This is a genomic window from Noviherbaspirillum galbum, assembly GCF_010974945.1.
Taxonomy (GTDB): Bacteria; Pseudomonadota; Gammaproteobacteria; order Burkholderiales; family Burkholderiaceae_D; genus Noviherbaspirillum; species Noviherbaspirillum galbum.
Window position 1 is genome coordinate 143499 of record NZ_JAAIVB010000079.1, and the last position, 25084, is coordinate 168582.

Genomic DNA, 25084 nt, shown 5'->3' on the forward strand with positions numbered 1-25084 from the left:
GTGGGGACTTGCCGGGGCTGGTCCCGGTGGCCCAGGCATTTTCTTTGGCAGCGGCCCCTGGGCGGGCCCCACGAAAGTACCCCAAGAAAGCCGCTCCAACCCCCATGTGGTAGCCACTCCGAGCGACCTCGTTAGATGGTTTGAGCGGATGCCGTCCTCCACGGTGGTAAGCACCTGAAAGGCAGGTGGCGGCTCGACCTCCTGCCGCATCGGCATGACTCAAGCCTGTTCCGACTACGGGGAGCACCAAACTCTACTCCTTTCATTCCCGCCTACCCCTGTCATTCCCGCGGAGGCGGGAATCCCATTTCGGCCGTCTAGCGCAATGCACGTTGCGAGTCCGCGAACTGCCTTGCCGCCAGCAGGAACGCCCTCCGCCCAAGATGGAATTCCCATCCCGGCGTAAAATCCCCGGATGACATCCGCTTCCCTTCCAACCGTTCGCGAGTCCTATCTATCCGGACTGGCGATCGCCATCGTCGGTGCCGTCCTGTTTTCGGCGAAGGCCATCGTCGCCAAGCTGATCTACCGCTACCAGGTGGATGCGGTGACCCTGATCGCCTTCCGGATGATGTTTTCCCTGCCGTTCTTCGCGGTCATCGCGTTCTGGCAGTCGCGGTCCGCGCCGGCGCTGGACAAGGGCATGCTGTTCAAGATCATGCTGCTGGGGCTGCTGGGATACTACCTGTCCAGCTTCCTGGATTTTCTCGGGCTGCAATACATCTCGGCGGGGCTGGAGCGGCTGATCCTGTTCCTGACGCCATCCTTCGTGCTCCTGATTTCGCTGGTCTTCCTGAAGAAAAAGATTTCCCCGCTCGAGTGGCTGGCGCTGTCCACGGCTTACGCCGGCACGGTGCTGGTGTTCGTGCATGACGTGCGCCTGGGCGGCAGCAACGTCATGCTGGGCGGCGGCTTCGTGCTCGGGAGTGCGGTATCGTATGCGGTGTATCTGCTGCTGTCCGGGGAACTGGTGCGGAAGGTCGGCGCGATGCGCCTCGTAGCCTATGCGATGTGCGTCTCTAGCGTGGCCTGCATCGCGCAGTTCTTCCTGCTGCGGCCGGTGTCGCTGCTGGTGCAGCCGCAGGCGGTGTATGGCTTGTCCCTCCTGAACGCGGTGCTGTGCACGGTGCTGCCGGTGTTCCTGACCATGATCGCGGTCGCGCGGATCGGCGCGCCGACGGCGTCGCAGGCTGGCATGATCGGCCCGGTATCCACGCTGTTCCTGGGATACGCGGTGCTCGGCGAACCGGTCACCGGCATCCAGCTTGCGGGCACGGCGCTGGTGCTGGCGGGAATATATTTACTGTCCAGAAAAAAGACTTGAGGCATCGAGGAGAAATTCATGGATCTTGGCATTCGCGGAAAACGGGCGCTGGTATGCGGCGCGAGCAAGGGGCTGGGACGGGGTTGCGCGGAGGCGCTGGCCGGCGAAGGCGTGCACGTGACCATCGTGGCGCGCACCGCCGAGGCGCTGGAGGCGACGGCCGAGGACATCCGGCGCCGGCATGGCGCAACCGTCACGGCGGTCGCCTGCGACATCACCACGCCTGAAGGCCGGGCGCTGGCGCTGGCGGCGTGTCCGCAGCCGGACATCGTCGTCACCAACGCCGGCGGTCCGCCGCCCGGCGACTTCCGTAACTGGACGCGAGACGACTGGATCGCCGCGGTCGACGCCAACATGCTCACGCCCATCGAGCTCATCAAGGCGACGGTGGACGGCATGATGGATCGCGGTTTCGGACGCATCGTCAACATCACCTCCAGCTCGGTGAAGGCGCCGATCGACATCCTCGGCCTGTCAAACGGCGCCCGCTCCGGCCTGACCGGCTTCGTCGCCGGCCTGGCGCGCAAGACGGTGGCGCGCGGCGTCACCATCAACAACCTGCTGCCCGGCCAGTTCGATACCGACCGGCTCAAGAAAACCATGGGCGCGGCCGCGACCTCGAGCGGCAAGCCGCTGGACGAGGTGATGGACGCGCGGCGCAAGCAGATCCCGGCGCAGCGCTTCGGCACGGCAGAGGAATTCGGCGCCGTCTGCGCCTTCCTCTGCAGCATGCAGGCCGGCTACATGACAGGGCAGAACGTGCTGCTGGACGGCGGCAACTACCCCGGCACCTACTGAACCGAACCGTTGCTCAACCCAGGAGAAGGAACGTGGCAAAGAAGCGTATCGCCCTGATCGCGCACGACCACAAGAAGGACGAGATGGTCGAACTGGCCTCGAAGCATGCCGACCTGCTGCGGCAGTGCAATCTGGTCGCCACCGGCACCACCGGCAAGCGCCTGGCGCAGGAAGTCGGGCTGACGGTGGAACGCAAGCTGTCCGGGCCGTCCGGAGGCGACCTGCAGATCGGCGCCGAACTCGCCGAGGGCAAGGTGGATTGCGTGATCTTCCTGCGCGATCCCATGACCCCGCAGCCGCACGAGCCGGACATCAACGCGCTGGTGCGCGCCTGCGACGTTCATAACATTCCTTGCGCCACCAACGTCGCTTCGGCGACCATGCTGCTGGCGCAGCTCGTTCCGCATCACCACCATTCCCATAACTAGCACTCAACCAAGCGAGGACATCCCATGGCAAAGGCAATCCGAATCAACGCGGTCGGCGGACCGGAAGTGATGGAATACGTGGACGTCGAGGTCGGCGATCCCGGGCCGGGCGAGGCGCGCGTGCGCCAGGCGGCATGCGGCCTGAACTACATCGACGTGTATTTCCGCACCGGCCTCTATCCGCAGGCCCTGCCGGCCGGGCTGGGCATGGAAGGCGCGGGCACGGTGGAAGCGGTGGGCCAAGGCGTCACCCATGTCAAGCCGGGCGACCGCGTGGCCTACGCGACCCGTCCGCCCGGCGCGTATGCTGAACTGCGGGTGATGCCCGCCGCCGGCCTCGTCAAGCTGCCCGATGCGATCGACTTCGAGACCGGCGCCGCGATGATGCTGCAGGGCCTGACGGTGCAATACCTGTTCCGCCGCACCTTCCCGCTCAAGGGCGGCGAAACCATCCTGTTCCATGCGGCCGCCGGCGGCGTCGGCCTGATCGCCTGCCAGTGGGCCAAGGCCCTCGGCGTAACCATGATCGGCACCGTGGGATCGGATGAAAAGGCCGAGCTGGCCAAGGCCCACGGCTGCGCCCACACCATCAACTACAACAAGGAAAACTTCGTCGAACGAGTCAAGGAAATCACCGGCGGCAAGGGCGTGCCGGTGGTCTACGATTCGATCGGCAAGGACACCTTCACCGGCTCGCTCGACTGCCTTTCGCCGATGGGCATGATGGTCAGCTTCGGCAGCGCCTCCGGCCCGGTGCCCGACTTCAGCCTGAACGAACTCGCCTCGCGCGGCTCGCTGTTCATCACGCGCCCGAGCCTGTTCGCCTATACCGCCAAGCGCGAGGACCTCGATGCCATGGCGGCCGACCTGTTCGACGTGGTCGTCAGCGGCAAGGTGAAGATCGAGGTGAACCAGCGCTACGCCCTCAAGGACGTCGCAAAGGCGCACATCGACCTGGAGTCGCGCAAGACCACCGGTTCCACCATCCTGATCCCCTGAAGACATGACTGAAAAACCGCCGCACAATCCGATGAACCACCCGGACGAGCAGCCCGCCGGCACGGACGACAGCCCGCGCTTCGGACGCCTGCTGATCGTCCTGGTGCTGGCGGTGCTGCTCATCGTCGGCATCACATTCGTCTCCGAGGCCCTGTATCGGTGATGATCGATGACCGCTGATCCGACGCGCGGGTCCGCCTTCCGGCCCGCGCCCTGACAACCTTTCCGCCGCAACATGGCCGACCCCGTTCCCGATACCATTTCGCCGCCCAGGCCGGACGCCGTCCTGCCGCGCCTCGTCGCGCTGGCGCTGAAGGCGGTGGCGGCGCAGTCCGACGCCTTCCTCGCCCGGCTGGCGGGCGTGCTGGCCCATACCGCCTCCGCCGGCAAGGATGCGGACCAGGCGCGGCACGCAGCCCATGCCGGCGAGGTGCTCGGCGCGCGCGGCAAGCTGTTCCAGCAGCGCATGCTTCAGGCGCTGGAGCGCGGCCTGGCATCGGCCATGCGCGCGATCCTCGACCCCGGCCTGTCGCGGCTCCGGCGCGACGCGCTCGACCTGTCCGCCTCGACCTTCGAAGCGATGCAGGACAAGGTCCTGCTCGAGAACCTGGCCGATGCCATCGACAAGCGCCATGCCGCCTCGCTCGACGGCCTGACGCTGCGGCTGGGGCAGGTGCTGCGCACCGACGAACTCGGCAGCGCCCAGAATCCCTTCCGCGCGGCGGTCTTCCTGGAAGCGGTGGCTGACGCCTGGACCGACGTCGATCCCGATCCGGCGGGCCGGCGCATCATGCTGCGCCACCTGCGGCCGGAAGTCTTCCTGCAGCTCGATCCGCTGCTGCAGGCGCTTTGCCAGCTCATGCCCCTGCCCCTGGCCCCGGCCCAGGAAGAATCGTCCCCGCCGGCGCGCAAGGCGGCCGAACCGCCGGCCAGGCGGCGGGGCGATTCCGTCATCGGCAAGCTGCAGCAATGGCTGTCGCCGCGCGTGCCGTCCCATTCCAGGAGCAGCGCCAGCACCTATCATCCGGCGCTGCGGGCCTACCTGACCGATCTGCAGCGGCGCTACGTCCCCGCGGCCATGCCCGACGCCGAGGTCCTGCGCAGGGTGCTGCGGGAAGCGCCCGCCGGGCTGTTCAGCCAGCAGGACCACAATGCGGTTGAATTGCTCGCCGCCACCTTCGAGCTGATCTTCCGCGAGGCGCCCCTGCCGGGGGACATCAAGCGCGAACTCGGGCGGCTGCAGATTCCTGCGCTCAAGGCCTCGCTCGCCGACAAGGATTTCTTCTTCACCCCGGAGCATCCCGCCCGTCGCTTCATCGAGGCGGTGGCCCAGGCGGGCCGCGCCTGCGATCCGCGGCAGGGCAGGGAAGACCCGCTGTTCAAGAAGCTGCAGCACGCCATCGACCGCCTGCTGCGCGACTTCGACGACCAGCTCGAGCTGTTCGACCGCGGTGTCGCCCGGCTCAATGCGTTCTATGTGCACGAGGAAGCCGAGTCGGGCGGCAAGGTGGCGCTCGCCATCGAGGCCGCGCTGCGCCAGGAGCAGGAAGCCGAGGCGCTGGTCCATGCCGAGGAAACTGTGATCGCCCGCATCGAGACCGGCGACGTCGCCAATTTCATCGAAACCTTCCTGCAGGCCCAATGGATCCCGGTGCTGGCCGCCGCGACGCGCGCCGGCAGGCCGGCGCAGGCCCTTGCCACGATGGAAGCCCTGATCGACAGCGTCAAGCCGAAATCCAGTCCCGAGGAACGGCGGCAGGTGTTGTCCGGCATCCCCGGCCTGCTGGCCGAACTCAATGCGGCGCTCGACGCCTTGCCCTGGGCTGGTCCGGAGCGGGAAAGCTTCTTCGCCGCCCTGGCGGAGCGCCATGCCGCCGTGGTCAGGACGCCGCTCGAAACCATGCCGCGCCAGCAACTCGAGATCGCCCTCAACCTGGCGCAGAAGGCGAGCGAGCACCGGCTCACCCGCCGCAGCCTCGAGCAGGAAAAGAGCGTGGATGAATTCGTGCATTCGGTGAATGCGCTCGCACCCGGAAGCCGGGTGGATTTCAAGCGCGGCAACGGCAGCGCCCTGCGTTGCCGGGTTGCATGGATCAGCCCGGGACGCACGCGCTTCGTCTTTCACGCCCGCCAGCTGCACCAGGTGTTCACGCTGGCCTCCGATACCATGAGCCAAGTGCTTCGCAACGGCCAGGTCGCGCTGGTTTCCTCGGACGACATCATGGCGCGCGCGCTGGCCGGCGCGCTGGCGGACATGAACGAGGAATGAAAAAGGCAGGACCCGCGTCCTGCCTTTCGATTCTTGCCGCGAAAGATGCTATTGCTGCGCCGCAGCCGAAGCGGCAGGCGCTCCCTGCGCCACCGGCGCGGCGGCGTCATTGCCTGCCGGCTCCTCCATCTTCAGCTCCACCACGTGCGGCACGCCGCTCTTGCCCGGGAAGTCCGAAAAGGCGCTCCGCACCATGTAAGGCATGATCGCGGCCAGGTTGCCGTTGCCGCCCTCGCTGACCACCGTGACCTCGTACAGGCGCTTGCCATTCGCCGCCTGCGACAGCAGCACATGCAGCTGCCGGGTAAAGACCTGGTAGTTCGCCTCCCGCTGCTCGATGATCGGCGGGCCATACCAGAACGGGTCGTAGTAGGGGTAGTAGCCGCGGTAATACCGCCCGCGCCAGTACGGACCCCAGTACGGTCCCGGCCAGGACGGCCCGACCGCCACCGGATAGATTTCACGCACGTCGCGCACCGAGATCCGGTAATCCAGCATGGCCTTCAGCCACGGCGCCTGCGAAGTCGACGCTTCCTTGAACCCGAGCCGCGCCAGTTCGCCGCGCACCAGGTTTTCGTAATTGCGGTATTCCAGGCTGTCGTTCTGCTCCTTGGTCCGTTCGAAAACGTAAGTCTTCTCCGGCGCCGCCGCCGGCCATTCATGGAACGCCGTGACGTTGCTCTTGACGGTATAGCTTGCACACCCCGACAGCAGCACGGACAGCGCCGCGAGGGCGATCACCCAGGGTTTCATCGTAAGGCTCCAGTGAGGGTGAGGAATGACGGAATCATGCTCTTGAGATTCATTGGAAAGAATAAAGATCCGTAAAGGTTTGTAACCCGATCCGCAGCCTGGTGTGGAAACAGGATCGCCGCCTTCATCAGGTCGATAGTGGCCAGCGAACTTGAAACATAAAGTCGACGCCTGTCACCACCCCCCACCACGACCAGCGCAAAGGATAAGCGCATCACGATACGCCCTCTCCCCCACGGGTTGGTAAAATGCGCACTTTGCGACACGATCCCCCGATCTGGAACTCCCATGCGCACCGATACCCCCCACACCATCTACCGCAAGGACTACGCCTCGCCCAGCTTCTTCGTCGACACCGTCGAAATGGGCTTCGACCTTGATCCCGACGCCACGATCGTCGCCACCCGCCTCACGATGCGCCGCAATCCGGCCAGCCGCGGCAAAACCCTGGTGCTGTATGGGGAATCGCTGCGCCTAGTGGCGCTGCGCATGAATGGCAAGGCGTTGAGCAAGCGCGCCTACACCCTCGGCCATGGCACCCTGGAAATCGCCAATCCGCCCGACGAGGTGGTGCTGGAAATCGAAACCGTGACCCAGCCGAGCCAGAACACCTCGCTCATGGGCCTGTACGTGTCGAACGGCAATTTCTTCACCCAGTGCGAGGCGGAAGGCTTCCGCAAGATCACCTTCTTCCCCGACCGGCCCGACGTGATGGCAACCTACAAGGTGATGTTGCGCGCCGACAAGGAAAAGTACCCGGTGCTGCTCGGCAACGGCAACCTCGTCGAGCAGGGCGACCTCGGCGACGGCCGCCACTACGCGGTGTGGGAAGATCCGTTCCGGAAACCGTCCTACCTGTTCGCGCTGGTGGCCGGCAACCTGGTCTGCCAGGAAGAGACCTTCCGCCTGCAGGATGGCCGCGATGCGCTGCTGCAGGTCTGGGTGGAGGAGGGCAACCTCGACAAGACCCAGCACGCCATGGAATCGCTGAAGAACAGCATCCGCTGGGACGAGGAACGCTTCGGCCTCGAGCTCGACCTCGACCGCTTCATGATCGTCGCCGTCAGCGACTTCAACATGGGCGCGATGGAAAACAAGGGCCTGAACATCTTCAACACCAAGTACGTGCTGGCCAATCCGCGCATCGCCACCGACGTCGATTTCGCCAACATCGAATCGGTGGTCGGCCACGAATACTTCCACAACTGGACCGGCAACCGCGTCACCTGCCGCGACTGGTTCCAGCTTTCGCTCAAGGAAGGCCTGACGGTATTCCGCGACCAGGAGTTTTCGGCGGACATGATCGGCACCGACAGCGGCCGGGCGGTCAAGCGCATCGAGGACGTGCGGGTGCTGCGCCAGGCCCAGTTCCCCGAGGACGCCGGCCCGATGGCCCATCCGGTGCGGCCCGATTCCTACGTCGAGATCAACAACTTCTATACCGTCACGATCTACGAAAAAGGATCAGAAGTGGTGCGCATGTACCAGACCCTGCTCGGCCGCGACGGCTTCCGCAAGGGCATGGACCTGTATTTCCAGCGGCACGACGGCCAGGCGGTGGAATGCGACGACTTCCGCCGCGCCATGGCCGACGCCAGCGGCCGCAACCTCGACCAGTTCGAGCTCTGGTACAGCCAGGCCGGCACGCCGCGCGTCACGGTGGCGACCCGATACGACGAGATGTCCAACATCTACACCATGAGCTTCACCCAGTCCTGCCCGCCGACGCCGGGTCAGCCGAAGAAGCTGCCTTTCCATATCCCGGTAGCCGTGGGCCTGCTCGACAGCAGCGGGCGCGACATTCCGTTGCGCCTGCAGAAGGGCGGCACGGAGGGCAGCTCCGAAGGCGTGCATGCGAATGACCCGGCGCCTACCACCATGGTCCTCGAACTGACCCAGCAGACCCAGACCTTCGACTTCGTCGGCGTTCTCGAACAGCCCGTGCCCTCGCTGCTGCGGAATTTTTCCGCGCCGGTGGTGCTGGAATACGATTACACCGATGCCGAGCTCGGCTTCCTGATGGCCAACGACAGCGATCCCTTCAACCGCTGGGAAGCCGGCCAGCGCCTGGCGCTGCGCCGCATGCTGTCCCTGGTGAGGGAAGTGAAGCAGGGCGCCGCGCTGGACGCCAGCCTGCTCGATACCGCGCTGACCGACGCCTTCCGCGTCACCCTGACCGACACGTCGCTCGACCCGGCCTTCCGCGAGCTGGCCCTGACGCTGCCCTCCGAATCGGTGGTCGCCGAGCAGATGGAGGTGGTGGACCCGCAGGCCATCCATGCGGTGCGCCGCTTCCTGCGCCGTTCCCTGGCGCAGGCGCTGCGCGCCGAATGGCTCGCGGCCTATGAAGCCAACCTGACGCCGGGCGAGTACAGCCCGGATGCGGAATCCGCCGGCAAGCGCGGCCTGAAGAACCTCGCGCTGTCCTACCTGCTGGATCTCGACGAGTCCGACGGCCACCAGCTGGCGCAATCGCAATACGATGCCGCCAACAACATGACCGACCGCCTCTCCGCGCTGGGCGCCCTGGTCAACAGCAGCGCGCCCGGACGGGAAGATGCGCTGGCCCGTTTCTACGACGAGTTCGAGAACGAAGCCCTAGTGATCGACAAGTGGTTCAGCCTGCAGGCGGTGTCCTACAATACCGACGTCGAGGCGGTGCGCGCGCTGATGCGGCATCCGGCCTTCTCGCTGAAGAACCCGAACCGCGCCCGCAGCCTGATCTTCAGCTTCTGCAGCGGCAACCCGGCGCAGTTCCACGCGCCCGACGGCAGCGGCTATGCCTACTGGGCCGAGCTGGTGATCACCCTGAATGCGCTGAACCCGCAGGTCGCGGCGCGCCTGGCGCGGGTGATGGACCGCTGGCGCAAGTATGAGCCTGCCCTGCAGCGCAACATGCGCAATGCCCTGGAAGACGTGGCGGCTGCCAAGTCTCTCTCCAAGGACGTGCTGGAAGTGATCACCAAGTCCCTCGCCAACTAAACCAACCACGCTCACAACCACGATACAACATGAAACGGATCAGCCTGACCCAATACCTCGTCGAGGAACAACGCCTGCACAACAGCATTCCGGCCGAGCTGCGCCTGCTGATCGAAGTCGTTGCCCGCACCTGCAAGACCATCAGCCATGCGGTGAGCAAGGGCGCGCTGGGCGAGGTGCTCGGCAGCGCCGGCAGCGAGAACGTGCAGGGCGAGGTGCAGAAGAAGCTCGACGTCCTGGCCAACGAGATGCTGCTCGAAGCCAACGAGTGGGGCGGCCATCTCGCCGCCATGGCATCGGAAGAGATGGAAACCATCCACCCGATTCCCAACCGCTATCCGAAGGGCGAATACCTGCTGCTGTTCGATCCGCTCGACGGCTCCTCGAACATCGACGTCAACGTCTCGATCGGCACCATCTTCTCGGTGCTGAAGGCGCCCGAAGGCATGCAGGAACCGACCGAGCAAGCCTTCCTGCAGCCGGGCGTGAAGCAGGTCGCCGCCGGCTACGCGGTCTATGGCCCGCAGACGGTGCTGGTGCTGACCACCGGCGACGGCGTCAACTGCTTCACACTCGACCGCGAGATGGGATCCTGGGTGCTGACCCAGCGCGACATGAAGATTCCCGAGGACACGAAGGAATTTGCCATCAATGCGTCCAATGCCCGGCACTGGTATCCGCCGGTCAAGCGCTACATCGACGAACTGCAGGCCGGCGAGACCGGGCCGCGCGGCAAGAACTTCAACATGCGCTGGATCGCTTCCATGGTCGCCGACGTGCACCGCATCCTCAACCGCGGCGGCGTGTTCATGTATCCGGCCGATGCCCGCGAACCGGACAAGCCCGGCAAGCTGCGCCTGATGTACGAAGCCAACCCGATGGCCTTCATCGTCGAGCAGGCGGGCGGCAAGGCGACCAACGGCAAGCAGCGCATCCTCGACATCCAGCCGGCCAAGCTGCACGAGCGCGTGGCGGTTTTCCTCGGCTCGAAGAACGAAGTCGACAAGGTGACCGGCTACCACGTCGACGCCTGACGGCGCCTGTACGATGCCTGAACCCGGGCCGGCTCGCCGGCCGGTTCTTCAGGCGAGCTGCGGTTCCTGCACCAGGTGTTCCGGCGCGCACAGCGGCAGCACCACGGTCAGCGTGGTGCCCGTGCCGGGCGTGCTGTCGAGCGTGATCCGGCCACCCAGCACGTTCGTCACGAGGTTGTAGACGATGTTCATGCCGAGCCCGGAGCCGCCCTGGCCCAGCTTTGTGGTGAAGAAGGGGTCGAAGACCCGCTTCTGGTCGGCTTCCGGAATGCCGATGCCGTCGTCATGGAAGGCGATCACCGCATGCCCGTCGCCATGGTGCCGGGTCTCCAGCCGCATCGCGCCATGGTTGCGCCCCTCGAAGCCGTGGGTGATGGCATTCGTGACGAAATTGGTCACCACCTGTCCGATCGGGCCGGGAAAGCTGTCGAGCTCGATGCCGGGCGCGAGATCCATTTCCAGGGTGTAGGGCGTGCCCTTGTAGGATGGCGCGAGGGTGACCGCCACCTCCTGAAGCACGAGCTGCAGGTCGAAGCGGCGGCGCTGGTCGCTCGACTGGTCCACCGCCACCTGCTTGAAGCTGCTGACCAGTTCCGACGCGCGCCGCAGGGTGCGCAACAGCAGCTGGGTGCCTTCCGCCGCGTTCGCCAGGTAACGGTCGAACAGCGAGCGCCGCAGCCGTCCCGCGCGTTCGTCGTTCAGCACCTCTTCCGTCTGCGCCATCAGCGTGCTGGCCACGGTCACGCTGTTGCCGATGGGCGTGTTCAGTTCATGCGCCACGCCAGCCACCAGCGAGCCCAGCGCCGCCATCTTTTCCGATCGGATCAGTTCATGCTGCATGGCCTGCATGGATTCCAGCGCCTCGGCCAGCTCGGCATTGGTCTGCTCCAGCCGTTGCGTGCGGTTGCGCACGCGCTCCTCGAGCTGGGCATTGAGTTCGCGGATATCGTTTTCGATCTGGCGCTGATGCGTGATGTCGACCAGCGAAAAGATGAACATCGCCTCGCCCATGGCGTCCAGCAGCTGGCCCGACATCAGGCAGGTCGCCAGCTTGCCGTTGCGGCGGCGGTGATGCACCTCGTGCCGGTCGACGAAGCCTTGGCTCACCAGCAGGTCCACCATCGGCAGGCGTTCGGCCGGATCCACCCAGAGATTGAAATCCATCGACGTCCGGCCGACCACGTCGTTGCGGGAGTAGCCGAATTCCGCCACCCAGAAATCATTGACCTCGACGAAGCTGTTGTCCGACATGCGCACCAGCGCCAGCGGCACCGGGGATCGCTGGAAGATGGAAATGAATTGCTGCTGGCTGCGCCGCAGCGATGCCTGCGATTCGCGCAGGCGGCTGATCTGCAGGATGAGGAAGCCGATGAGGATGCCGATGAAGCTGGCCACCGTTCCCGCGAACAGCAGGCGGTCGCGTGTGCGCACCCGCCAGTCGGCAAGGATGGTGTCGAGGTCGCGGCCGTAGGAGGTGATCACCGGGAAGGCGCTGCTGCGCCGGTAGGTGTAGAGGCGCGGCAGTTCGTCGTCGAGGAAGGAGGCATCCTCGAACGATCCCTCGGCAACGTTGTCGCGGAATTGCGCGAAGCGGGGATGACGGGAGAGGTCCCGGTCGACGTAGCGCGCCTCGAAGGGCGAGCGCACGATGATGAAGCCTTCGCCGCCGGTAAAGAGCGACACGATGGCATTGCTGTCCTTCGCGATCCGTGCATATACGTCGGCGAAGTAGGAGAGGCGGATGTCGATGCTGATGATGCCGACCCGGTTGCCGTTGCCGTCGTAAAGATTGCGCGCCAGCGGCAGCACCAGCTGGCTGTCGTAGCGGCTCGGGTAGGGATGCCCGAGCACGGCGTCGCCGGCTGCGGGGTGGTCGAGCAGGAACGCGATGTCGCTGCGATCCTTCACGTCCGACCGGTGGGAAGGATAGTCGCGCGAGGTGATCCAGCTCTGACCCTTGGGATTCACGAACTGGATGGCCTTCAGGTAGGGATAATCCTGGTTGCCATGCGCCTGCACGATGCGGATCGCGATGTCTTCCTCGAATCTGGCGCCGCTCGCCTCCCGGATGGCGGACGCCACGGCATCGATGCGCCGTTCGGCTTCGTGCAGGGTCTGGGTGGCATGCTCTTCCAGGATGCGGACCGCCACCAGGCCATTCGTGCGCTCCGACGCCAGGGTCAGCTCCCGGTCCTCCTCGATCACCCACCAGCTTTGCGCAATGATGGCGACCCCCACCAAACCTACCAGGAAGAGCAGCAGCAGGCGCGAAGGGTGGCGCAGGATCAAGGCGTTCTTGAACATGGGCATTGCCTGACCTTCCTTCCTGCGGACCGCGTTGCGGATAGTGAACGGATTCGTCACGACGTTGGCTGCCATGCAAGCCCGGCTCCCGTGGGATGGAGCATTGCTGACGGTTATCATCATTCTAGTCAAGAATGCCAGATTTTCCTGCACGAAATCTTCGAATGCAGCTTTTTCTCTCCGGCCCTAGCCGACCCGGAAGATTCTTTGCTAGAATCACGGTCTTTGCTGATGTAGCTCAGTTGGTAGAGCAACTGATTCGTAATCAGTAGGTCGGAGGTTCGACTCCTCTCATCAGCACCAGGAAAATCGAAGGCTTGCAACTCTCACAGGTTGCAGGCCTTTTCCTTTTGGGGCTGCGGAAACGGACAAGAAGGCGTTCCGTCATCCATTGACCCCTCTTGCACTTTTGGCTAAGGTCAGGCTTCCTCCCTTCAGCCCCGCATCTTCTATTCACGCCATGCTCGACCTGCACTCCATCGAATCTTCCCTGCTCGACAAGCGCCTCAAGGGCTATCCGTTCGACGCCGACCCCTGCGCCGTGCGAGACATCGACGCGCGCGGCTGGAACGTGCTGCGCGGCGATCTTCCCTTCCCGCTGGCGGTGCTGCGCGAGTCGGCGCTGGACCACAACCTGCGCTGGATGGCGGACTTCGCCGCCGCGTCGGGCGTGCTGCTTGCCCCGCATGGCAAGACAACCATGGCGCCCCAGCTCTTCGACCGCCAGCTTCGTGCCGGGGCGTGGGGCATGACGCTGGCCAACATGCAGCAGGTGGACCTTTGCGTGGACCTGGGCCTGCGCAAGATCATCGTGGCGAACCAGCTCGCCGGGCGTCTCGACGTCGAGCACGCGGGGCGCTTGCAGGAAAGGCATCCCGACCTGCAACTGTTCTTCCTGGTCGATTCGCCGGCGCAATTGCGCCTGATCAGCGAGGTGGCGGCGCAGGGCAACTTCCGGCGGCCCTGCACGGTTCTGCTCGAACTCGGGGTGCCGGACGGACGCACGGGCTGCCGCGACATGGATGAAGCGCTGGACCTGGCAAGGCAGGTGGCGGCGAGCGGGCATGCGGTGCTCGCCGGCGTCGAATGCTACGAGGCGCTGCATCTCCGGGCCGACAGCGAAGCGGACCGGCCCCTGGTCGAGGAGCAGCTGGACAGGATGCATCGCTTCGCGTTGCAATGCGATGCGGAGCGTTTGTTCGGTTTGCCGGAGATCATCCTGTCCGCTGGCGGCTCTGCGGTGTTCGACCTGGTTGCCCGTGGCCTGCCGCTCGCGCTGTCCAAACCTGTCCTGCCTATCCTGCGCAGCGGCTGCTACGTGACCCATGATTCCGGATTCTATGAACGTTTCGTCCAGCTCTTGCTCGCGCGAACCGACCCGGCCTGGCGGCAGCGCGGCGGCCTGCACCCGGCGCTCGAGGTATGGGTGCAGGTGCAGTCGCGGCCCGAGCCCGGCCTTGCCATCCTCGCCATGGGCAAGCGCGATGCCTCGTACGACCTGGGCATGCCCGCGCCATTGCGATGGGCGAGGGAAGGCGAGGTGAAGAATGCCGGGAGTGGCTGGACCATCACCCGGATGAACGACCAGCATGCCTACCTCGCCTTGCCCGCCGATGCGCCGCTCCAGGTGGGCGATCTCGTGGCATGCGGCATCTCGCATCCCTGCACCACCTTCGACAAATGGCGCTGGCTGCCGCTGGTCAATGACGCCTACGACGTGACCGGTGCCTGCAGGACATTCTTTTGACCTGTGCCGGACTGCGCGGTGCGCTTCGGCCGCGAGATGAGAAGGAATTGGGCCAAAACGGGCCGGAATGAGCCCTCGCAGGGCACTATTCGACGTGCTTCATGCCATACTATTGGACTTTTTACCGAAAGGAGACGTATGGCTCGCGAATACATGACCGTGACCGGAATGTGGGACCGGAAATTCTTCCTGCAAACGGAATCCGGAAAAGAAATCAGCGTTCAGGCAGACGAGATGGGACCGGAACTCTCCGGCGCATTGGAGCAGCGCCTTGCCGCTGCCAACCTGAACAAGGACCAGTCCGCCGCGCAGCCGGTCAAGTTGCTGGTGGAGTCGGAAACCGACGAAGCCGGAAACTATACCTCGCTGACCGTCGTCGGAATGTAAGTGGCCAAGCGGGTGCCATGGGTGGATGCCGAGCGGCGGGACGATGTCCGTGACGGCTTGCAGCGCCCTCATGCTCCCGCCTGCATGCACCTCGTCTCTTCTTGTTGAGCAACATCGCCATGGCTATCATGCCGTATGGGCATCTTTAACGCAGACCTGTCGCCTTTCGTTGCCGCCGCCTCTCTGGCAGGCGGCTGGTTCGGTCTTTACCATGCGGCCCGGCATGCGCCCTGGCAGCGCTTGAACGCCAACGGCGCCTTCTCCGCCTGGTGCGTCTTCATCATCTGCCTGCCCATCCTCTGGAGTTTCAACGTGCCGGTGGAACGCGGCATCACACTGCAGCTGCTCGGCATGCCGCTGTTCGTCCTGATGTTCGGCCGCCAGCTCGCGACCGTGGGGCTGGGTATCGCGGTGATCGCGTACACCATCCTGCAGGGCGGCGCCTGGCATAACCTGGGCATGAACCTGATCTTGATGGCGGTGCTGCCGCCGTGGTGCGTGCAGGCGGTCATGCAATTGATCTACCGCTTCCTGCCCCGGCATCTTTTCATTTACCTGCTGGGAAACGGCTTTTTCGGCGCCATGCTCATGCTCAGCATGATCGGCTTCCTCTCGCTCGGCGCCAGTGCGCTGCTCGCGCCCGGCACCCATGTCACGGAAAACCTGGTTGCCTACATGCTCCTGCTGGCATGGGGAGAATCCTTCCTGACCGGGTTCCTGCTTACCATGTTCACCGTCTACCACCCGCAATGGGTGTTCACCTTTGACGATGCGGTCTACCTGAACAAGCCGACCAGCTGACGACTGGCTGACCAAGCGACCAACATCGAACAATTGAAAAGCGGCCGCCAGCCCGGGCCGCGTCAGCCGGCGATCTGTTCCGGCTCGCTGCGCCTTTCCCGTTGCGGCTCAAGGGGAATGAAGATCGACAGCGTGGTGCCGCATCCCGGCGCGCTGTCGATGATGAACCTGCCGTTCAGGGCGTGGATCCGTTCTTCCACGCCGACCAGACCGAAGGAATTCGTCCCCTTGCGCGGACCCGGCGCGATGCCGATGCCGTTGTCGCGGATCTTCATCACGAGCTGCTTGTCATGCTGTTCCAGTTCGATGAGCACATGGCTCGCCTTGGCATGGCGGATCACGTTCGTCAGCGATTCCTGCAGGATGCGGAAGAGGGTCGTGGCGCGCGCGTCGTCGACGTCGAATTCCTCGTCGCTCATCTCGAGATCGCAGGTGATGCCGCTGCGGCGGCGGAACTCGGCGACCTGCCATTCGATGGCGGCGGTCAGGCCGAGGTCGAGCACCGCCGGGCGCAGGTTGTTAATGATGGTGCGGATCGTCTTGACGGTGGCATCGATCTGGTTGAGCGCGCCGCGCACTTTCTGGTTGAGCCGCGGATGGCCCTTCGCGGTGCGCGCTTCCAGCATCGAGACGTCGATGCGCAGCGCCAGCAGGGTCTGGCCGAGCTCGTCGTGGATTTCGCGCGCGATGCGGCGGCGTTCCTCTTCCTTGACGCGGTCCTGGTGCGCGGTAAGCTCGCGCAGCAATTCCTGCGAACGCTTGAGCGCCTCGACAGTCTGCTTGCGCTCGGTGATGTCCATGATGGTGCCGCGCATCATGCTCGGGCCGTCGGCCGGGCCTGGCCGCGCGATGGTCTGTACCCAGCGCACGGGACCGTCGCGGCGGCGGATGCGGTGCTCTGCATTGAACGCTTCGCGGTTCTGCAGGCAGCGTTCCAGCCCCTGCAGCACGCGGCTCCGGTCATCGTCGTGCAGGCGGCGCAGGAAGTCGTTGAAGTCGGGGGCATCGGAAAAACGTTCCATGCCGAGGATGTGGAAGGTTTCGGCGGACCAGTTCATGGCCTTGCTGGCTCCGTCCAGCGTCCAGCTTCCCAGGCTGGCCATCTGCTGCGCCTCGGCCAGGTTGGCCTGGCTGGCGCGCAGGTCCTTGGTCATCTCCCGCGCCAGTTCGATGGCTCGCCGCCGGGCCGAATTCTGGGAATAGTTGATGCTGAACAGGAGCGCGGAAGCCAGCAGGCCCAGCACCAGCACGATGCCGGGGATGTATACCTCGAAGCCCTCGTCGATCAGGGACTTGTCGATCTGGAAATCCGCTTCCCAGACGCGCGGACCCACCTCGATCGGGACGCGCTGGTGCAGCGCCGGCTTGTCGCCGGTCGGCGTCTTGCCGTCGTTGCTGTCATAGAGAAGCAAGGAAGGATCGGTGGTGCCCGACGCGAGCTTGCCGTCCTTCCGGCCGGCGTCGAAGATGCGGAAACCGAGATGCGGCACATGGGTGCGGTTGATCGCGCCTTCCATCAGCTTGTTGATGTCGAAGCCCGCGCCCACCGTGCCGAAGTAAGCCGCGCGCCGGTCTTCGACTGTGTCCAGCGGCATGCCCCGGTGATAGAGCGGCAGGCGCATCGAGAGTCCGACATGCTTGAACGGGCCGGAGATGTGCAGCAGCCGGCCCGATGACATGAGCTTCCCCGAATCGCGCCCGATGTCGACGGCATTGTGGCCGCTTTCGGCGGCGGCGACGTCGAAGCCGAAGGACACCATGTTGGTTTCCATCGGTTCGATATAGGTGACCACGTGGTATTCCTGGCGGTCCCCGGCAGGGCGGATCGAGAAGCCGGGATAGCCGAGGGGGTGCGTGCTCGTATCGTGCTGCACCGCGGCCTCGAATGCAGCCTTGTCGGTCGCATAGACGCGCCGCGTGAAATTGAGATTGGTAATGCCGGGGAAGGTGCGCTCCAGCTCGAGCTGGCGCACGTAGGAACGGAATTGCTCGCGGGTGATGTTATCGGATGTGGAGAACAGCGCCGCCGCGCCGCGCAGCACGTCGACATAGGAAGCTACGCGGGTTTCGATCGCGGTTTTTGCCAGGCTCACCTGGTGCTCGAATTGCGCCTGGAGCTTTGCTTCGACGACCTGGGACACCAGGAAGAAAAGCAGGAAGGAAGTCGCAACGCCGAGCCACCAGGCGGTGGAAGTGAACAGCGAGCGGATGAAGTGCTTCGAAAGTCGCATGATGTTCCGTATATCGGTGTTACGGTTTTACCTGGCGGCAATACCAGCAAGTGTAATTCGTTTTGCCCGGTTTCTCACTGCGTCCGTTACAAAACGAAACCGCGGGTTCCCCTGTTGCCAGCGCTGTTTCCGTCCTTTCTTGTATTCAAGCGTGAATCGGAGAATCGTCCCGGAGTATCCACTTGGAAATTGATATGTATCAATTGAGTAAAGGAAATGGACGAAATTCCGCGTGCTAAAGTGGATTTCATGTCACTCAGGAACGCCGGGTTAGTGCACCGCACGGCTCGCGCCAACATCCTTCCATGTTCACTTCTAGAAAGGTGGAGACTCATGACGATGCAATTCGAACAAGAAAAAAATCCCGGCCACGTCGAGCGTGCGGTAGCGGAGCTCGACCTCGACCCGATCAAGTTCAAGCTGATGGACAAGGAAGAAGGAGAAGGCTGGTCTCGCGCCGAGGTCGACCAGGCCGAACGCGAATACCGCCGCTACCTCGTGCTGCTGGGGAAGTACCCGGATGAAGTGATCGCGCCGAGCCGCACCGTCGACAAGTTCTGGCACGCGCATATCCTCGACACCATGAAGTACGCCCAGGACTGTGACGCGGTGTTCGGCTACTTCCTGCACCATTTCCCTTACTTCGGTTTGCGCGGCGAAGATGATGCCGCCAACCTCGCAAAAGCAGCGGAAAACATGCAGCGCCTCTATGTCCGGGAATTCGGCGCAGCCGGCGAGGAGGCCAGCGGATACTGCGCCCGTGCCGCCCAGGATGCAGCGTACTGCGCCAGGTCCACCGCCTACTGCGCAAAGGCTACAGCGTACTGCGCAAAGGCTACAGCCTATTGCGCCAAGACGACGGCCACGGAAGCCGCAGCCTACTGCGCGCGGACGTCCGTTGCGGCCTCCGGGGCGAAGCAGTCGGCGGAGGATCCCGCCTATTGCGCGAGGGCCGCGAAGAGCAATGGCGTCCAAGCCTCTTACTGCGCCAAGGCGCCGGCCTCCATGATGAGCCATGACGTCGTGACCGCGAAGGGCCGCCCGCTGCTGGAGCCGGTTCCCGCCTGATTCATCCCGCTCCCGCATATTGAACGGGACGGCTGCCGCTTCCACGGCCGCCGTCCTTCTTTCGCTTATCTTTCTCTCGCTTACCTTCCTCCCGCTCTCGCCGCGTTCGCTCATCCCGCGCCGCGGCAATCCCGCGATTCCATACCCCGGGTAAGGAAACCAGCGACAAATCCTCGTCTTATCACACGCGGACTTTGCCCTTAGCATCCCCTTCGTGCCCACATCAGCTTGAAGGAGGAATCATGGCAAGGATGACCGCCGCGGAAGCGGCCGTGCAGGTATTGCACAAGGAAGGCATCACCCAGGCATTCGGCGTTCCCGGCGCCGCCATCAACCCGTTCTATGCCGCGCTGCGCAAGGACGGCGGCATCGGCCACATCCTGGCGCGCCACGTCGAGGGCGCTTCCCACATGGCCGAGGGCTATACCCGCGCGAAGGCGGGCAACATCGGCGTGTGCATCGGTACATCGGGGCCCGCCGGCACCGACATGATCACCGGCCTGTATTCCGCCCAGGCCGATTCCATCCCCATCCTCTGCATCACCGGCCAGGCGCCGCGCGCACGGCTGCACAAGGAAGATTTCCAGGCCGTCGACATCGAGTCCATCGCCAGGCCGGTCACCAAGTGGGCGGTCACCGTGCGCGAACCGGCGCTCGTGCCGCGCGTGTTCCAGCAGGCGTTTCATCTCATGCGTTCCGGCCGGCCCGGCCCCGTGTTGATCGACTTGCCCTTCGACGTCCAGATGGCGGAGATCGAATTCGATGCCGACACCTATGAGCCGCTGCCCGCCTACAAGCCCGCTGCCAGCCGCGCGCAGGTCGAAAAGGCGCTGGCCATGCTCAACGATGCCGAGCGCCCCCTGATCACCGCCGGCGGCGGCATCATCAATGCCGATGCTTCAGCGCTGCTGGTGGAGTTCGCCGAAACGGTCGGCGTGCCGGTCATCCCCACGCTCATGGGCTGGGGCGCCATTCCCGACGATCATCCGCTGATGGCCGGCATGGCAGGCCTGCAAACCAGCCACCGCTACGGCAATGCGACCTTGCTGGCATCCGATTTCGTGCTCGGCATCGGCAACCGCTGGGCCAACCGCCACACCGGTTCGGTGGAAGTCTTTACCCAGGGCCGCAAGTTCGTGCACGTGGACATCGAGCCGACGCAGATCGGCCGGGTATTCGGCCCCGACTACGGCATCGTGTCGGACGCGAAGGCGGCCTTGCAATTGTTCGTCGAGGTGGCTAAGGAATGGAAAGCGGCGGGCAGGCTGAAGGATCGCCGGGGCTGGGCCGGGCAGTGCCAGGAACGCAAGCGCAGCCTGCTGCGCAAGACCCACTTCGAGAACGTGCCGGTCAAGCCGCAGCGCGTGTACGAGGAAATCAACCGCGCCTTCGGCCGCGAGACCTGCTATGTCTCCACCATCGGCCTGTCGCAGATCGCCGCCGCGCAATTCCTGCATGTCTACAAGCCGCGCCACTGGATCAATTGCGGACAGGCCGGTCCGCTCGGCTGGACCGCGCCGGCGGCGCTCGGCGTGGTGGCCGCCGACCCGGCGCGGCAGGTGGTTGCCATCTCCGGCGACTACGATTTCCAGTTCATGATCGAAGAACTGGCAGTGGGCGCGCAGTTCAAGCTGCCTTACCTGCACATCGTGGTGAACAATTCCTACCTCGGCCTGATCCGCCAGTCCCAGCGCGGCTTTGACATGGATTACTGCGTGCAGCTTGCCTTCGACAACGTCAATGCACCCGAGCTCGACGGCTATGGCGTGGACCACGTCGCCGTCGTGGAAGGGCTGGGCTGCAAGGCGATCAGGGTGACGCGTCCCGAAGACATCCAGGACGCCTTCGGCCAGGCCCGGGCCTGGATGCGCCAGTACCGGGTGCCGGTGGTGGTGGAAATCATCCTCGAGCGGGTGACCAACATCGCCATGGGCACCGAGATCGACAAGATCAATGAATTCGAAGACCTCGCGCAATGCGCCGCCGATGCGCCGACGGCGATCGCCCTGCTGGATTAACCCCCTGGACAACCTGGAGACCGACATGTCCAGACTGGCAGCCAACCTGACCATGCTGTTCAACGAACACGCCTTTCTCGACCGCTTCGAGGCCGCCGCGCGCGCCGGCTTCCGCGGCGTCGAGTTCCTCTTCCCCTATGCCTTTCCCGCCCAGCGCATCGCCGACCGGCTCGCCGCCTGCCAGCTCGAGCTCGTGCTGCACAACCTGCCGGCCGGGAAATGGGAAGAGGGCGAGCGCGGCATCGCCTGCCATCCGGACCGCGTGGGCGAATTCCGCGACGGCGTGGGGGAAGCCATCCGCTACGCCAGGGCATTGGGGACCCGGCAAATCAACTGCCTGGCGGGCATCACGCCGCCGGGCACGGACCCGGACGCCGTGCGCCGCACGCTGGTGGACAACCTGCGCTTCGCGGCCGACAAGCTCGGCGAACAAGGCATCCGCCTGCTGGTCGAGCCGGTCAACGACTTCGACATTCCCGGCTTCTACCTGACCCGCACCCGTCAGGCGATCGACCTGATCCGGGACACCGGCTCCGCCAACATCTACCTGCAATACGACATCTATCACATGCAGCGCATGGAGGGCGAGCTGGCGGGAACGATACGCGAGAACCTGGACATCATCCGCCACATCCAGCTGGCCGACAATCCGGGCCGCTTCGAGCCCGGCACCGGCGAGATCAACTACCGCGCCTTGTTCGTGCTGCTCGACGAGCTGAACTACGACGGCTGGATCGGCTGCGAATACAAGCCCCGGGCTGGCACGCTGGAAGGCCTGGGATGGCGGCAGGCCCACGGGCTTGCCGCATGAGTGCGGGCGGCTTCGGACAACACCACGAATCACGGAGAATCGACATGGCAAAGGTAGGATTTATCGGACTGGGCATCATGGGCGCGCCGATGGCGGGCCACCTGCAGCGAGGCGGGCACAAGCTCTACCTGCATGACAGGAAGAATCCGCCCTACGCGCTGGTGGAAGGCGGCGCCACCGTCTGCACCTCGGCGGCGGAAGTGGGCAAGCGCGCCGACATCATCATCACCATGGTGCCGGACACGCCGCACGTGGAAGACGTGCTGTTCGCGCCGGACGGCGTGGCGGGCGGCCTGTCGCCGGGGAAGATCGTGGTCGACATGAGCTCGATCTCGCCGATCGCCACCAAGGACTTCGCGCGCCGCATCAATGCGCTGGGTTGCCAATACCTCGATGCGCCGGTGTCCGGCGGCGAGGTCGGCGCGAAGGCGGCATCCCTTACCATCATGGCCGGCGGCCCCGAGAGCGCCTTCCATGACGTCAGGCCGCTGTTCGAGCTCATGGGCAGGAACATCACCCTGGTCGGCGGCAACGGCGATGGCCAGACCACCAAGGTCGCCAACCAGATCATCGTTGCCCTGAACATCCAGGCAGTCGCGGAAGCCTTGCTGTTTGCGTCGAAGGCCGGGGCCGACCCTGCTAGAGTGCGCCAGGCATTGATGGGGGGCTTTGCCGCGTCGCGCGTCCTCGAGGTGCATGGCGAGCGCATGGTCGGGCGCAGCTTCGAACCGGGGTTCCGCATCGCGCTGCACCAGAAGGACCTGAACCTGGCGCTGCAGGGGGCGAAGGCGCTCGGGATCTCCTTGCCCAACACCGCCACGGCGCAGGAACTCATGAATGCCTGCGCCGCGCACGGCATGGGCGGGCTGGACCATTCAGCCTTGTGCCGCGCCATCGAGATCCTGTCCAACCATGCGATCGCCGGGGACTGACCGGCTCATCGGCTCATTGGTTCATTACTGGTTTTTCTTGTCGTTGGCCAGGGCCAGTTCGGCAAGGAAGTCGTCCAGGTTCAGGGTGGCGATGCCATCGTCGGCGGCATGGCCGGATCCGGTAGTCGACGCAACCCCGGCTTCTGCCGCGGCAGGCGCGTCTTCCGAAGGCGCGGCGATGACGGGAAGCTCGGGCAGGCCGAGGTCGAAGTCGATCGGACCGATGCCCGGCGCGGGCGCTGATGCAGCGGCGGCGGGAACATGCGGCACTTCGCTCACCTCCAGCGAAGGCAGTTCCAGGTCGAAATCGATAGGGCCGATGCCTGGCGCGGGCCTTTCCTCCGCGACGGCTTGCCGTGCCGGGATGTCGGCTGCGGCCGGTGCTTCCGTAGCGCCGTTTTGCAGCGTCGCGGCGAAATCGAGGTCCATGGCTGGCGCAGGGTCTGCCGGTGCGGCATCGTCCTGCGCCGACGTGAATTCGAGAACGTGGTCGTCGATGATTTCCGTCTCGCCGGCTCCCGCCGCGTACAGCGGGTTGCCGGGATCCAGCGCCAGTCCCATTGCCGCCGCCTGCCGCCATTCCTCGCCTTCGCCGTGCGTCCTGGCATGCAGTTCCGTGGCCTGGGCTTGGAAGCTGTCGCGTTCCTCGCGGGAAGCGTAGATCGACAGCAGCTTGAGATGAATGGCCGGATTTTCCGGCCGCACGCGCAAGGCGTCCTTGAGGATGTCCTCTGCCTGCTTGTCGCGGCCGTAGGCGATGTAGATGTCGGCTTCGGCCACGGGATCGTCGGCGCTGATCTGCATGGACGTGGTGGTCGCGAATGCGGGCACGAACATGCTGTTGCCGGCATCCGTCAGGGTGGGCAGGCCATCGGTCGCGAGTTCGGCGCTGGCGGTGGCCGGCTCCGTCCGGCGCGCGCCGGCCCGGCGGCGGCGCAAGATCCACGCCGCCAGGCCGCCCAGGCCCAGTACGCCGAGGCCGGCGATCGAAGGCAGGAGGATGTCGCCGGGCAGGCTGGATGAGAAGGCAGGGGCAGGGCCAGGAGCGGGATGGGGCTGGGCGAGGGTGGTGGTCACCTTGAGTGGCGCGCCGGTGGGCTTCTCCGGCGCGGCGGAAGAAGCCGCTGATGACGTCATCGAAGGCGCCACCGAAGGCGCTACCGAAGATGTCATCGAAGCCGCCGCGCCTGCGACGCTCCGCGTGCCGTCGGCATCGGTCTGCTTCAGCAGTTCGTTCCGCTTCTGCATTTCCGTCAGCAGGCTGTTGGTCGCGGTCAGCAGCTTCTGCAAGGTCTCGACCTTCTGCTCCAGCGCCTTGACGCGGTCGTTGGCTTCGCTCACGGCCTTTTCCATCGCCGCGTTGTCGTCGGCGGCGAACACCGGACTCGTGCCCGGCGCCACGCTCAGGTCGGTGAGGCTCAGGCGCGGCTTGCCGGCCTGTGCCGCCGCGGCCGGTTTCTTCGCTGCCGGCGACACTGCGGTCGCCTTGCGGCTCGGCGGCTGCTCGCCGCCGAGCCGCTTTTCCGCGGCGCCAAGGCCGGCGGGAACGGCCGGCGTGTAGGACGCCGTGCCGGCATTCGGAACGCTGGAGGACGACCCGGCCTGGACGCCATCGGCCGGCGGATCGAGCAGGAACACGTATTCCCGCATCAGCCGGCCGTCGGCGCTGCGCAATTCGAGCAGCATGTCGACGAAGGGTTCGTTGACCGGTTGCGCCGACGTGACGCGGATGACCCGGCGATCGCCACGCGCGACGATGGCGAAGCGCAGCGAGGGCAGCAGCGGATGGAAGTCGATTCCCGCTTGCCGGAAGGCGTCCGGGCCGGCGATGCGGGCCAGCAGCGCGCCCTCGTCCTGGGCGCCGGTGCTGAGCAGTTCGATCTCGGCCTGCAAGGGCTGGCCCAGCGCCGACGAAACGGTCATGTTGCCCAGCCCGACGGCGCGCGCGTCGCACAGCAGCAGGAGGGAAGCGACGGCGACGCCGATCTTGTGGAGGCGGAAGGGACGGACCCGGGAACGAATTGGAAAAGGCATGACTGGATGTTTCTTTTGCATCCGTCGCCCGCCGCGAGGAGAGTGCCTCGCAGGCGCGGAACGGACGTCAGAGGGAATGTTGGGTCGGGAAAGCCGAGGAATAGGGACTATGCTACGAAGCAACAGCGGTGCCGTCAAATTCTCTTGCCGGACTGCGCCGGAAA

At 65.1% G+C, this 25084-nt stretch carries 19 protein-coding genes and 1 tRNA gene; 16 read left to right on the forward strand and 4 right to left on the reverse strand.

Annotated features, from left to right (window positions below; all coding sequences use genetic code 11):
• The first annotated feature begins 415 nt into the window (after positions 1 to 415).
• The 6 genes from G3574_RS25135 (at position 416) to G3574_RS25160 (ending at position 5818) form a co-directional block, all read left to right on the forward strand.
• The gene (locus G3574_RS25135; RefSeq protein WP_163968304.1) at positions 416 to 1324 is read left to right on the forward strand and encodes a DMT family transporter; all 909 of its coding nucleotides are present in this window, start codon (positions 416 to 418) and stop codon (positions 1322 to 1324) included.
• An 18-nt stretch (positions 1325 to 1342) separates the two neighbouring features.
• On the forward strand, positions 1343 to 2122 hold the full coding sequence (locus G3574_RS25140) for an SDR family oxidoreductase (RefSeq protein ID WP_163968305.1): 780 nt from the start codon (positions 1343 to 1345) through the stop codon (positions 2120 to 2122).
• A 32-nt stretch (positions 2123 to 2154) separates the two neighbouring features.
• Positions 2155 to 2550, forward strand: a complete 396-nt coding sequence (locus G3574_RS25145) for a methylglyoxal synthase (RefSeq protein ID WP_163968306.1) — start codon at positions 2155 to 2157, stop codon at positions 2548 to 2550.
• A 24-nt stretch (positions 2551 to 2574) separates the two neighbouring features.
• A complete protein-coding gene (locus G3574_RS25150) occupies positions 2575 to 3549 on the forward strand; it encodes a quinone oxidoreductase family protein (protein WP_163968307.1) in 975 nt (324 codons plus the stop codon).
• 4 nt (positions 3550 to 3553) lie between these two features.
• On the forward strand, positions 3554 to 3712 hold the full coding sequence (locus G3574_RS25155) for a hypothetical protein (RefSeq protein ID WP_163968308.1): 159 nt from the start codon (positions 3554 to 3556) through the stop codon (positions 3710 to 3712).
• Between the two features lie 72 nt (positions 3713 to 3784).
• A complete protein-coding gene (locus G3574_RS25160) occupies positions 3785 to 5818 on the forward strand; it encodes a DUF1631 family protein (protein WP_163968309.1) in 2034 nt (677 codons plus the stop codon).
• Positions 5819 to 5866: 48 nt separating this feature from the next.
• Here G3574_RS25160 and G3574_RS25165 read toward each other — a convergent pair whose 3' ends face one another.
• On the reverse strand, positions 5867 to 6571 hold the full coding sequence (locus tag G3574_RS25165) for a DUF4136 domain-containing protein (protein WP_163968310.1): 705 nt from the start codon (positions 6569 to 6571) through the stop codon (positions 5867 to 5869).
• A 288-nt stretch (positions 6572 to 6859) separates the two neighbouring features.
• On the opposite strand from G3574_RS25165, the gene pepN reads away from it, so the two are divergent.
• Positions 6860 to 9553 carry an aminopeptidase N gene (gene pepN, locus G3574_RS25170; protein ID WP_163968311.1) on the forward strand — a complete coding sequence of 898 codons (2694 nt, stop codon included), beginning with the start codon at positions 6860 to 6862 and terminating at the stop codon, positions 9551 to 9553.
• A 29-nt stretch (positions 9554 to 9582) separates the two neighbouring features.
• Positions 9583 to 10587: a class 1 fructose-bisphosphatase gene (locus G3574_RS25175; protein WP_163968312.1), complete on the forward strand. Its 1005-nt coding sequence runs from the start codon at positions 9583 to 9585 to the stop codon at positions 10585 to 10587.
• A 48-nt stretch (positions 10588 to 10635) separates the two neighbouring features.
• Here the strand turns inward: G3574_RS25175 and G3574_RS25180 are convergent, their stop codons facing one another.
• Positions 10636 to 12966 carry an ATP-binding protein gene (locus tag G3574_RS25180; RefSeq protein ID WP_163968313.1) on the reverse strand — a complete coding sequence of 777 codons (2331 nt, stop codon included), beginning with the start codon at positions 12964 to 12966 and terminating at the stop codon, positions 10636 to 10638.
• 152 nt (positions 12967 to 13118) lie between these two features.
• Here G3574_RS25180 and G3574_RS25185 point away from each other — a divergent pair.
• The 4 genes from G3574_RS25185 (at position 13119) to G3574_RS25200 (ending at position 15826) form a co-directional block, all read left to right on the forward strand.
• Positions 13119 to 13194, forward strand: a tRNA-Thr gene (locus tag G3574_RS25185).
• A gap of 157 nt (positions 13195 to 13351) precedes the next feature.
• On the forward strand, positions 13352 to 14638 hold the full coding sequence (locus G3574_RS25190) for an amino acid deaminase (protein ID WP_163968314.1): 1287 nt from the start codon (positions 13352 to 13354) through the stop codon (positions 14636 to 14638).
• 138 nt (positions 14639 to 14776) lie between these two features.
• Positions 14777 to 15025 carry a hypothetical protein gene (locus G3574_RS25195; RefSeq protein WP_163968315.1) on the forward strand — a complete coding sequence of 83 codons (249 nt, stop codon included), beginning with the start codon at positions 14777 to 14779 and terminating at the stop codon, positions 15023 to 15025.
• 135 nt (positions 15026 to 15160) lie between these two features.
• Positions 15161 to 15826, forward strand: a complete 666-nt coding sequence (locus G3574_RS25200) for an energy-coupling factor ABC transporter permease (RefSeq protein ID WP_163968316.1) — start codon at positions 15161 to 15163, stop codon at positions 15824 to 15826.
• 62 nt (positions 15827 to 15888) lie between these two features.
• Here G3574_RS25200 and G3574_RS25205 read toward each other — a convergent pair whose 3' ends face one another.
• Positions 15889 to 18057: a sensor histidine kinase gene (locus G3574_RS25205; RefSeq protein ID WP_163968317.1), complete on the reverse strand. Its 2169-nt coding sequence runs from the start codon at positions 18055 to 18057 to the stop codon at positions 15889 to 15891.
• 339 nt (positions 18058 to 18396) lie between these two features.
• Between G3574_RS25205 and G3574_RS25210 the strand changes: the two genes are divergently transcribed.
• From G3574_RS25210 to G3574_RS25225, 4 genes are all read left to right on the forward strand, one after another.
• Complete coding sequence (locus G3574_RS25210) at positions 18397 to 19125, forward strand: glycine-rich domain-containing protein (RefSeq protein WP_205609913.1); 729 nt, start codon at positions 18397 to 18399, stop codon at positions 19123 to 19125.
• A 242-nt stretch (positions 19126 to 19367) separates the two neighbouring features.
• Complete coding sequence (gene gcl / locus G3574_RS25215) at positions 19368 to 21143, forward strand: glyoxylate carboligase (RefSeq protein ID WP_163968318.1); 1776 nt, start codon at positions 19368 to 19370, stop codon at positions 21141 to 21143.
• Positions 21144 to 21168: 25 nt separating this feature from the next.
• Positions 21169 to 21954, forward strand: coding sequence for a hydroxypyruvate isomerase (gene hyi, locus G3574_RS25220; protein ID WP_163968319.1), 786 nt, complete (start codon positions 21169 to 21171; stop codon positions 21952 to 21954).
• The gene (locus G3574_RS25225; RefSeq protein WP_163968320.1) at positions 21951 to 22886 is read left to right on the forward strand and encodes a 2-hydroxy-3-oxopropionate reductase; all 936 of its coding nucleotides are present in this window, start codon (positions 21951 to 21953) and stop codon (positions 22884 to 22886) included. Before hyi ends, G3574_RS25225 begins: the two co-directional genes overlap by 4 nt.
• A gap of 24 nt (positions 22887 to 22910) precedes the next feature.
• Here G3574_RS25225 and G3574_RS25230 read toward each other — a convergent pair whose 3' ends face one another.
• Positions 22911 to 24920 (reverse strand): type IV pilus assembly protein FimV, encoded by a 2010-nt coding sequence (locus G3574_RS25230; protein WP_163968321.1) that lies wholly within the window; start codon positions 24918 to 24920, stop codon positions 22911 to 22913.
• Positions 24921 to 25084 lie beyond the last annotated feature (164 nt).

Bases quoted from the DNA above. Each gene is read 5' to 3' on its own strand.
- G3574_RS25135 (WP_163968304.1), top strand. From the start codon at position 416: ATGACATCCGCTTCCCTTCCAACCGTTCGCGAGTCCTATCTATCCGGA.
- G3574_RS25140 (WP_163968305.1), top strand. From the start codon at position 1,343: ATGGATCTTGGCATTCGCGGAAAACGGGCGCTGGTATGCGGCGCGAGC.
- G3574_RS25150 (WP_163968307.1), top strand. From the start codon at position 2,575: ATGGCAAAGGCAATCCGAATCAACGCGGTCGGCGGACCGGAAGTGATG.
- G3574_RS25155 (WP_163968308.1), top strand. From the start codon at position 3,554: ATGACTGAAAAACCGCCGCACAATCCGATGAACCACCCGGACGAGCAG.
- G3574_RS25160 (WP_163968309.1), top strand. From the start codon at position 3,785: ATGGCCGACCCCGTTCCCGATACCATTTCGCCGCCCAGGCCGGACGCC.
- G3574_RS25165 (WP_163968310.1), bottom strand. From the start codon at position 6,571: ATGAAACCCTGGGTGATCGCCCTCGCGGCGCTGTCCGTGCTGCTGTCG.
- pepN (WP_163968311.1), top strand. From the start codon at position 6,860: ATGCGCACCGATACCCCCCACACCATCTACCGCAAGGACTACGCCTCG.
- G3574_RS25175 (WP_163968312.1), top strand. From the start codon at position 9,583: ATGAAACGGATCAGCCTGACCCAATACCTCGTCGAGGAACAACGCCTG.
- G3574_RS25180 (WP_163968313.1), bottom strand. From the start codon at position 12,966: ATGGCAGCCAACGTCGTGACGAATCCGTTCACTATCCGCAACGCGGTC.
- G3574_RS25190 (WP_163968314.1), top strand. From the start codon at position 13,352: ATGCTCGACCTGCACTCCATCGAATCTTCCCTGCTCGACAAGCGCCTC.
- G3574_RS25195 (WP_163968315.1), top strand. From the start codon at position 14,777: ATGGCTCGCGAATACATGACCGTGACCGGAATGTGGGACCGGAAATTC.
- G3574_RS25200 (WP_163968316.1), top strand. From the start codon at position 15,161: ATGGGCATCTTTAACGCAGACCTGTCGCCTTTCGTTGCCGCCGCCTCT.
- G3574_RS25205 (WP_163968317.1), bottom strand. From the start codon at position 18,057: ATGCGACTTTCGAAGCACTTCATCCGCTCGCTGTTCACTTCCACCGCC.
- G3574_RS25210 (WP_205609913.1), top strand. From the start codon at position 18,397: ATGCAATTCGAACAAGAAAAAAATCCCGGCCACGTCGAGCGTGCGGTA.
- gcl (WP_163968318.1), top strand. From the start codon at position 19,368: ATGGCAAGGATGACCGCCGCGGAAGCGGCCGTGCAGGTATTGCACAAG.
- hyi (WP_163968319.1), top strand. From the start codon at position 21,169: ATGTCCAGACTGGCAGCCAACCTGACCATGCTGTTCAACGAACACGCC.
- G3574_RS25225 (WP_163968320.1), top strand. From the start codon at position 21,951: ATGAGTGCGGGCGGCTTCGGACAACACCACGAATCACGGAGAATCGAC.
- G3574_RS25230 (WP_163968321.1), bottom strand. From the start codon at position 24,920: ATGCCTTTTCCAATTCGTTCCCGGGTCCGTCCCTTCCGCCTCCACAAG.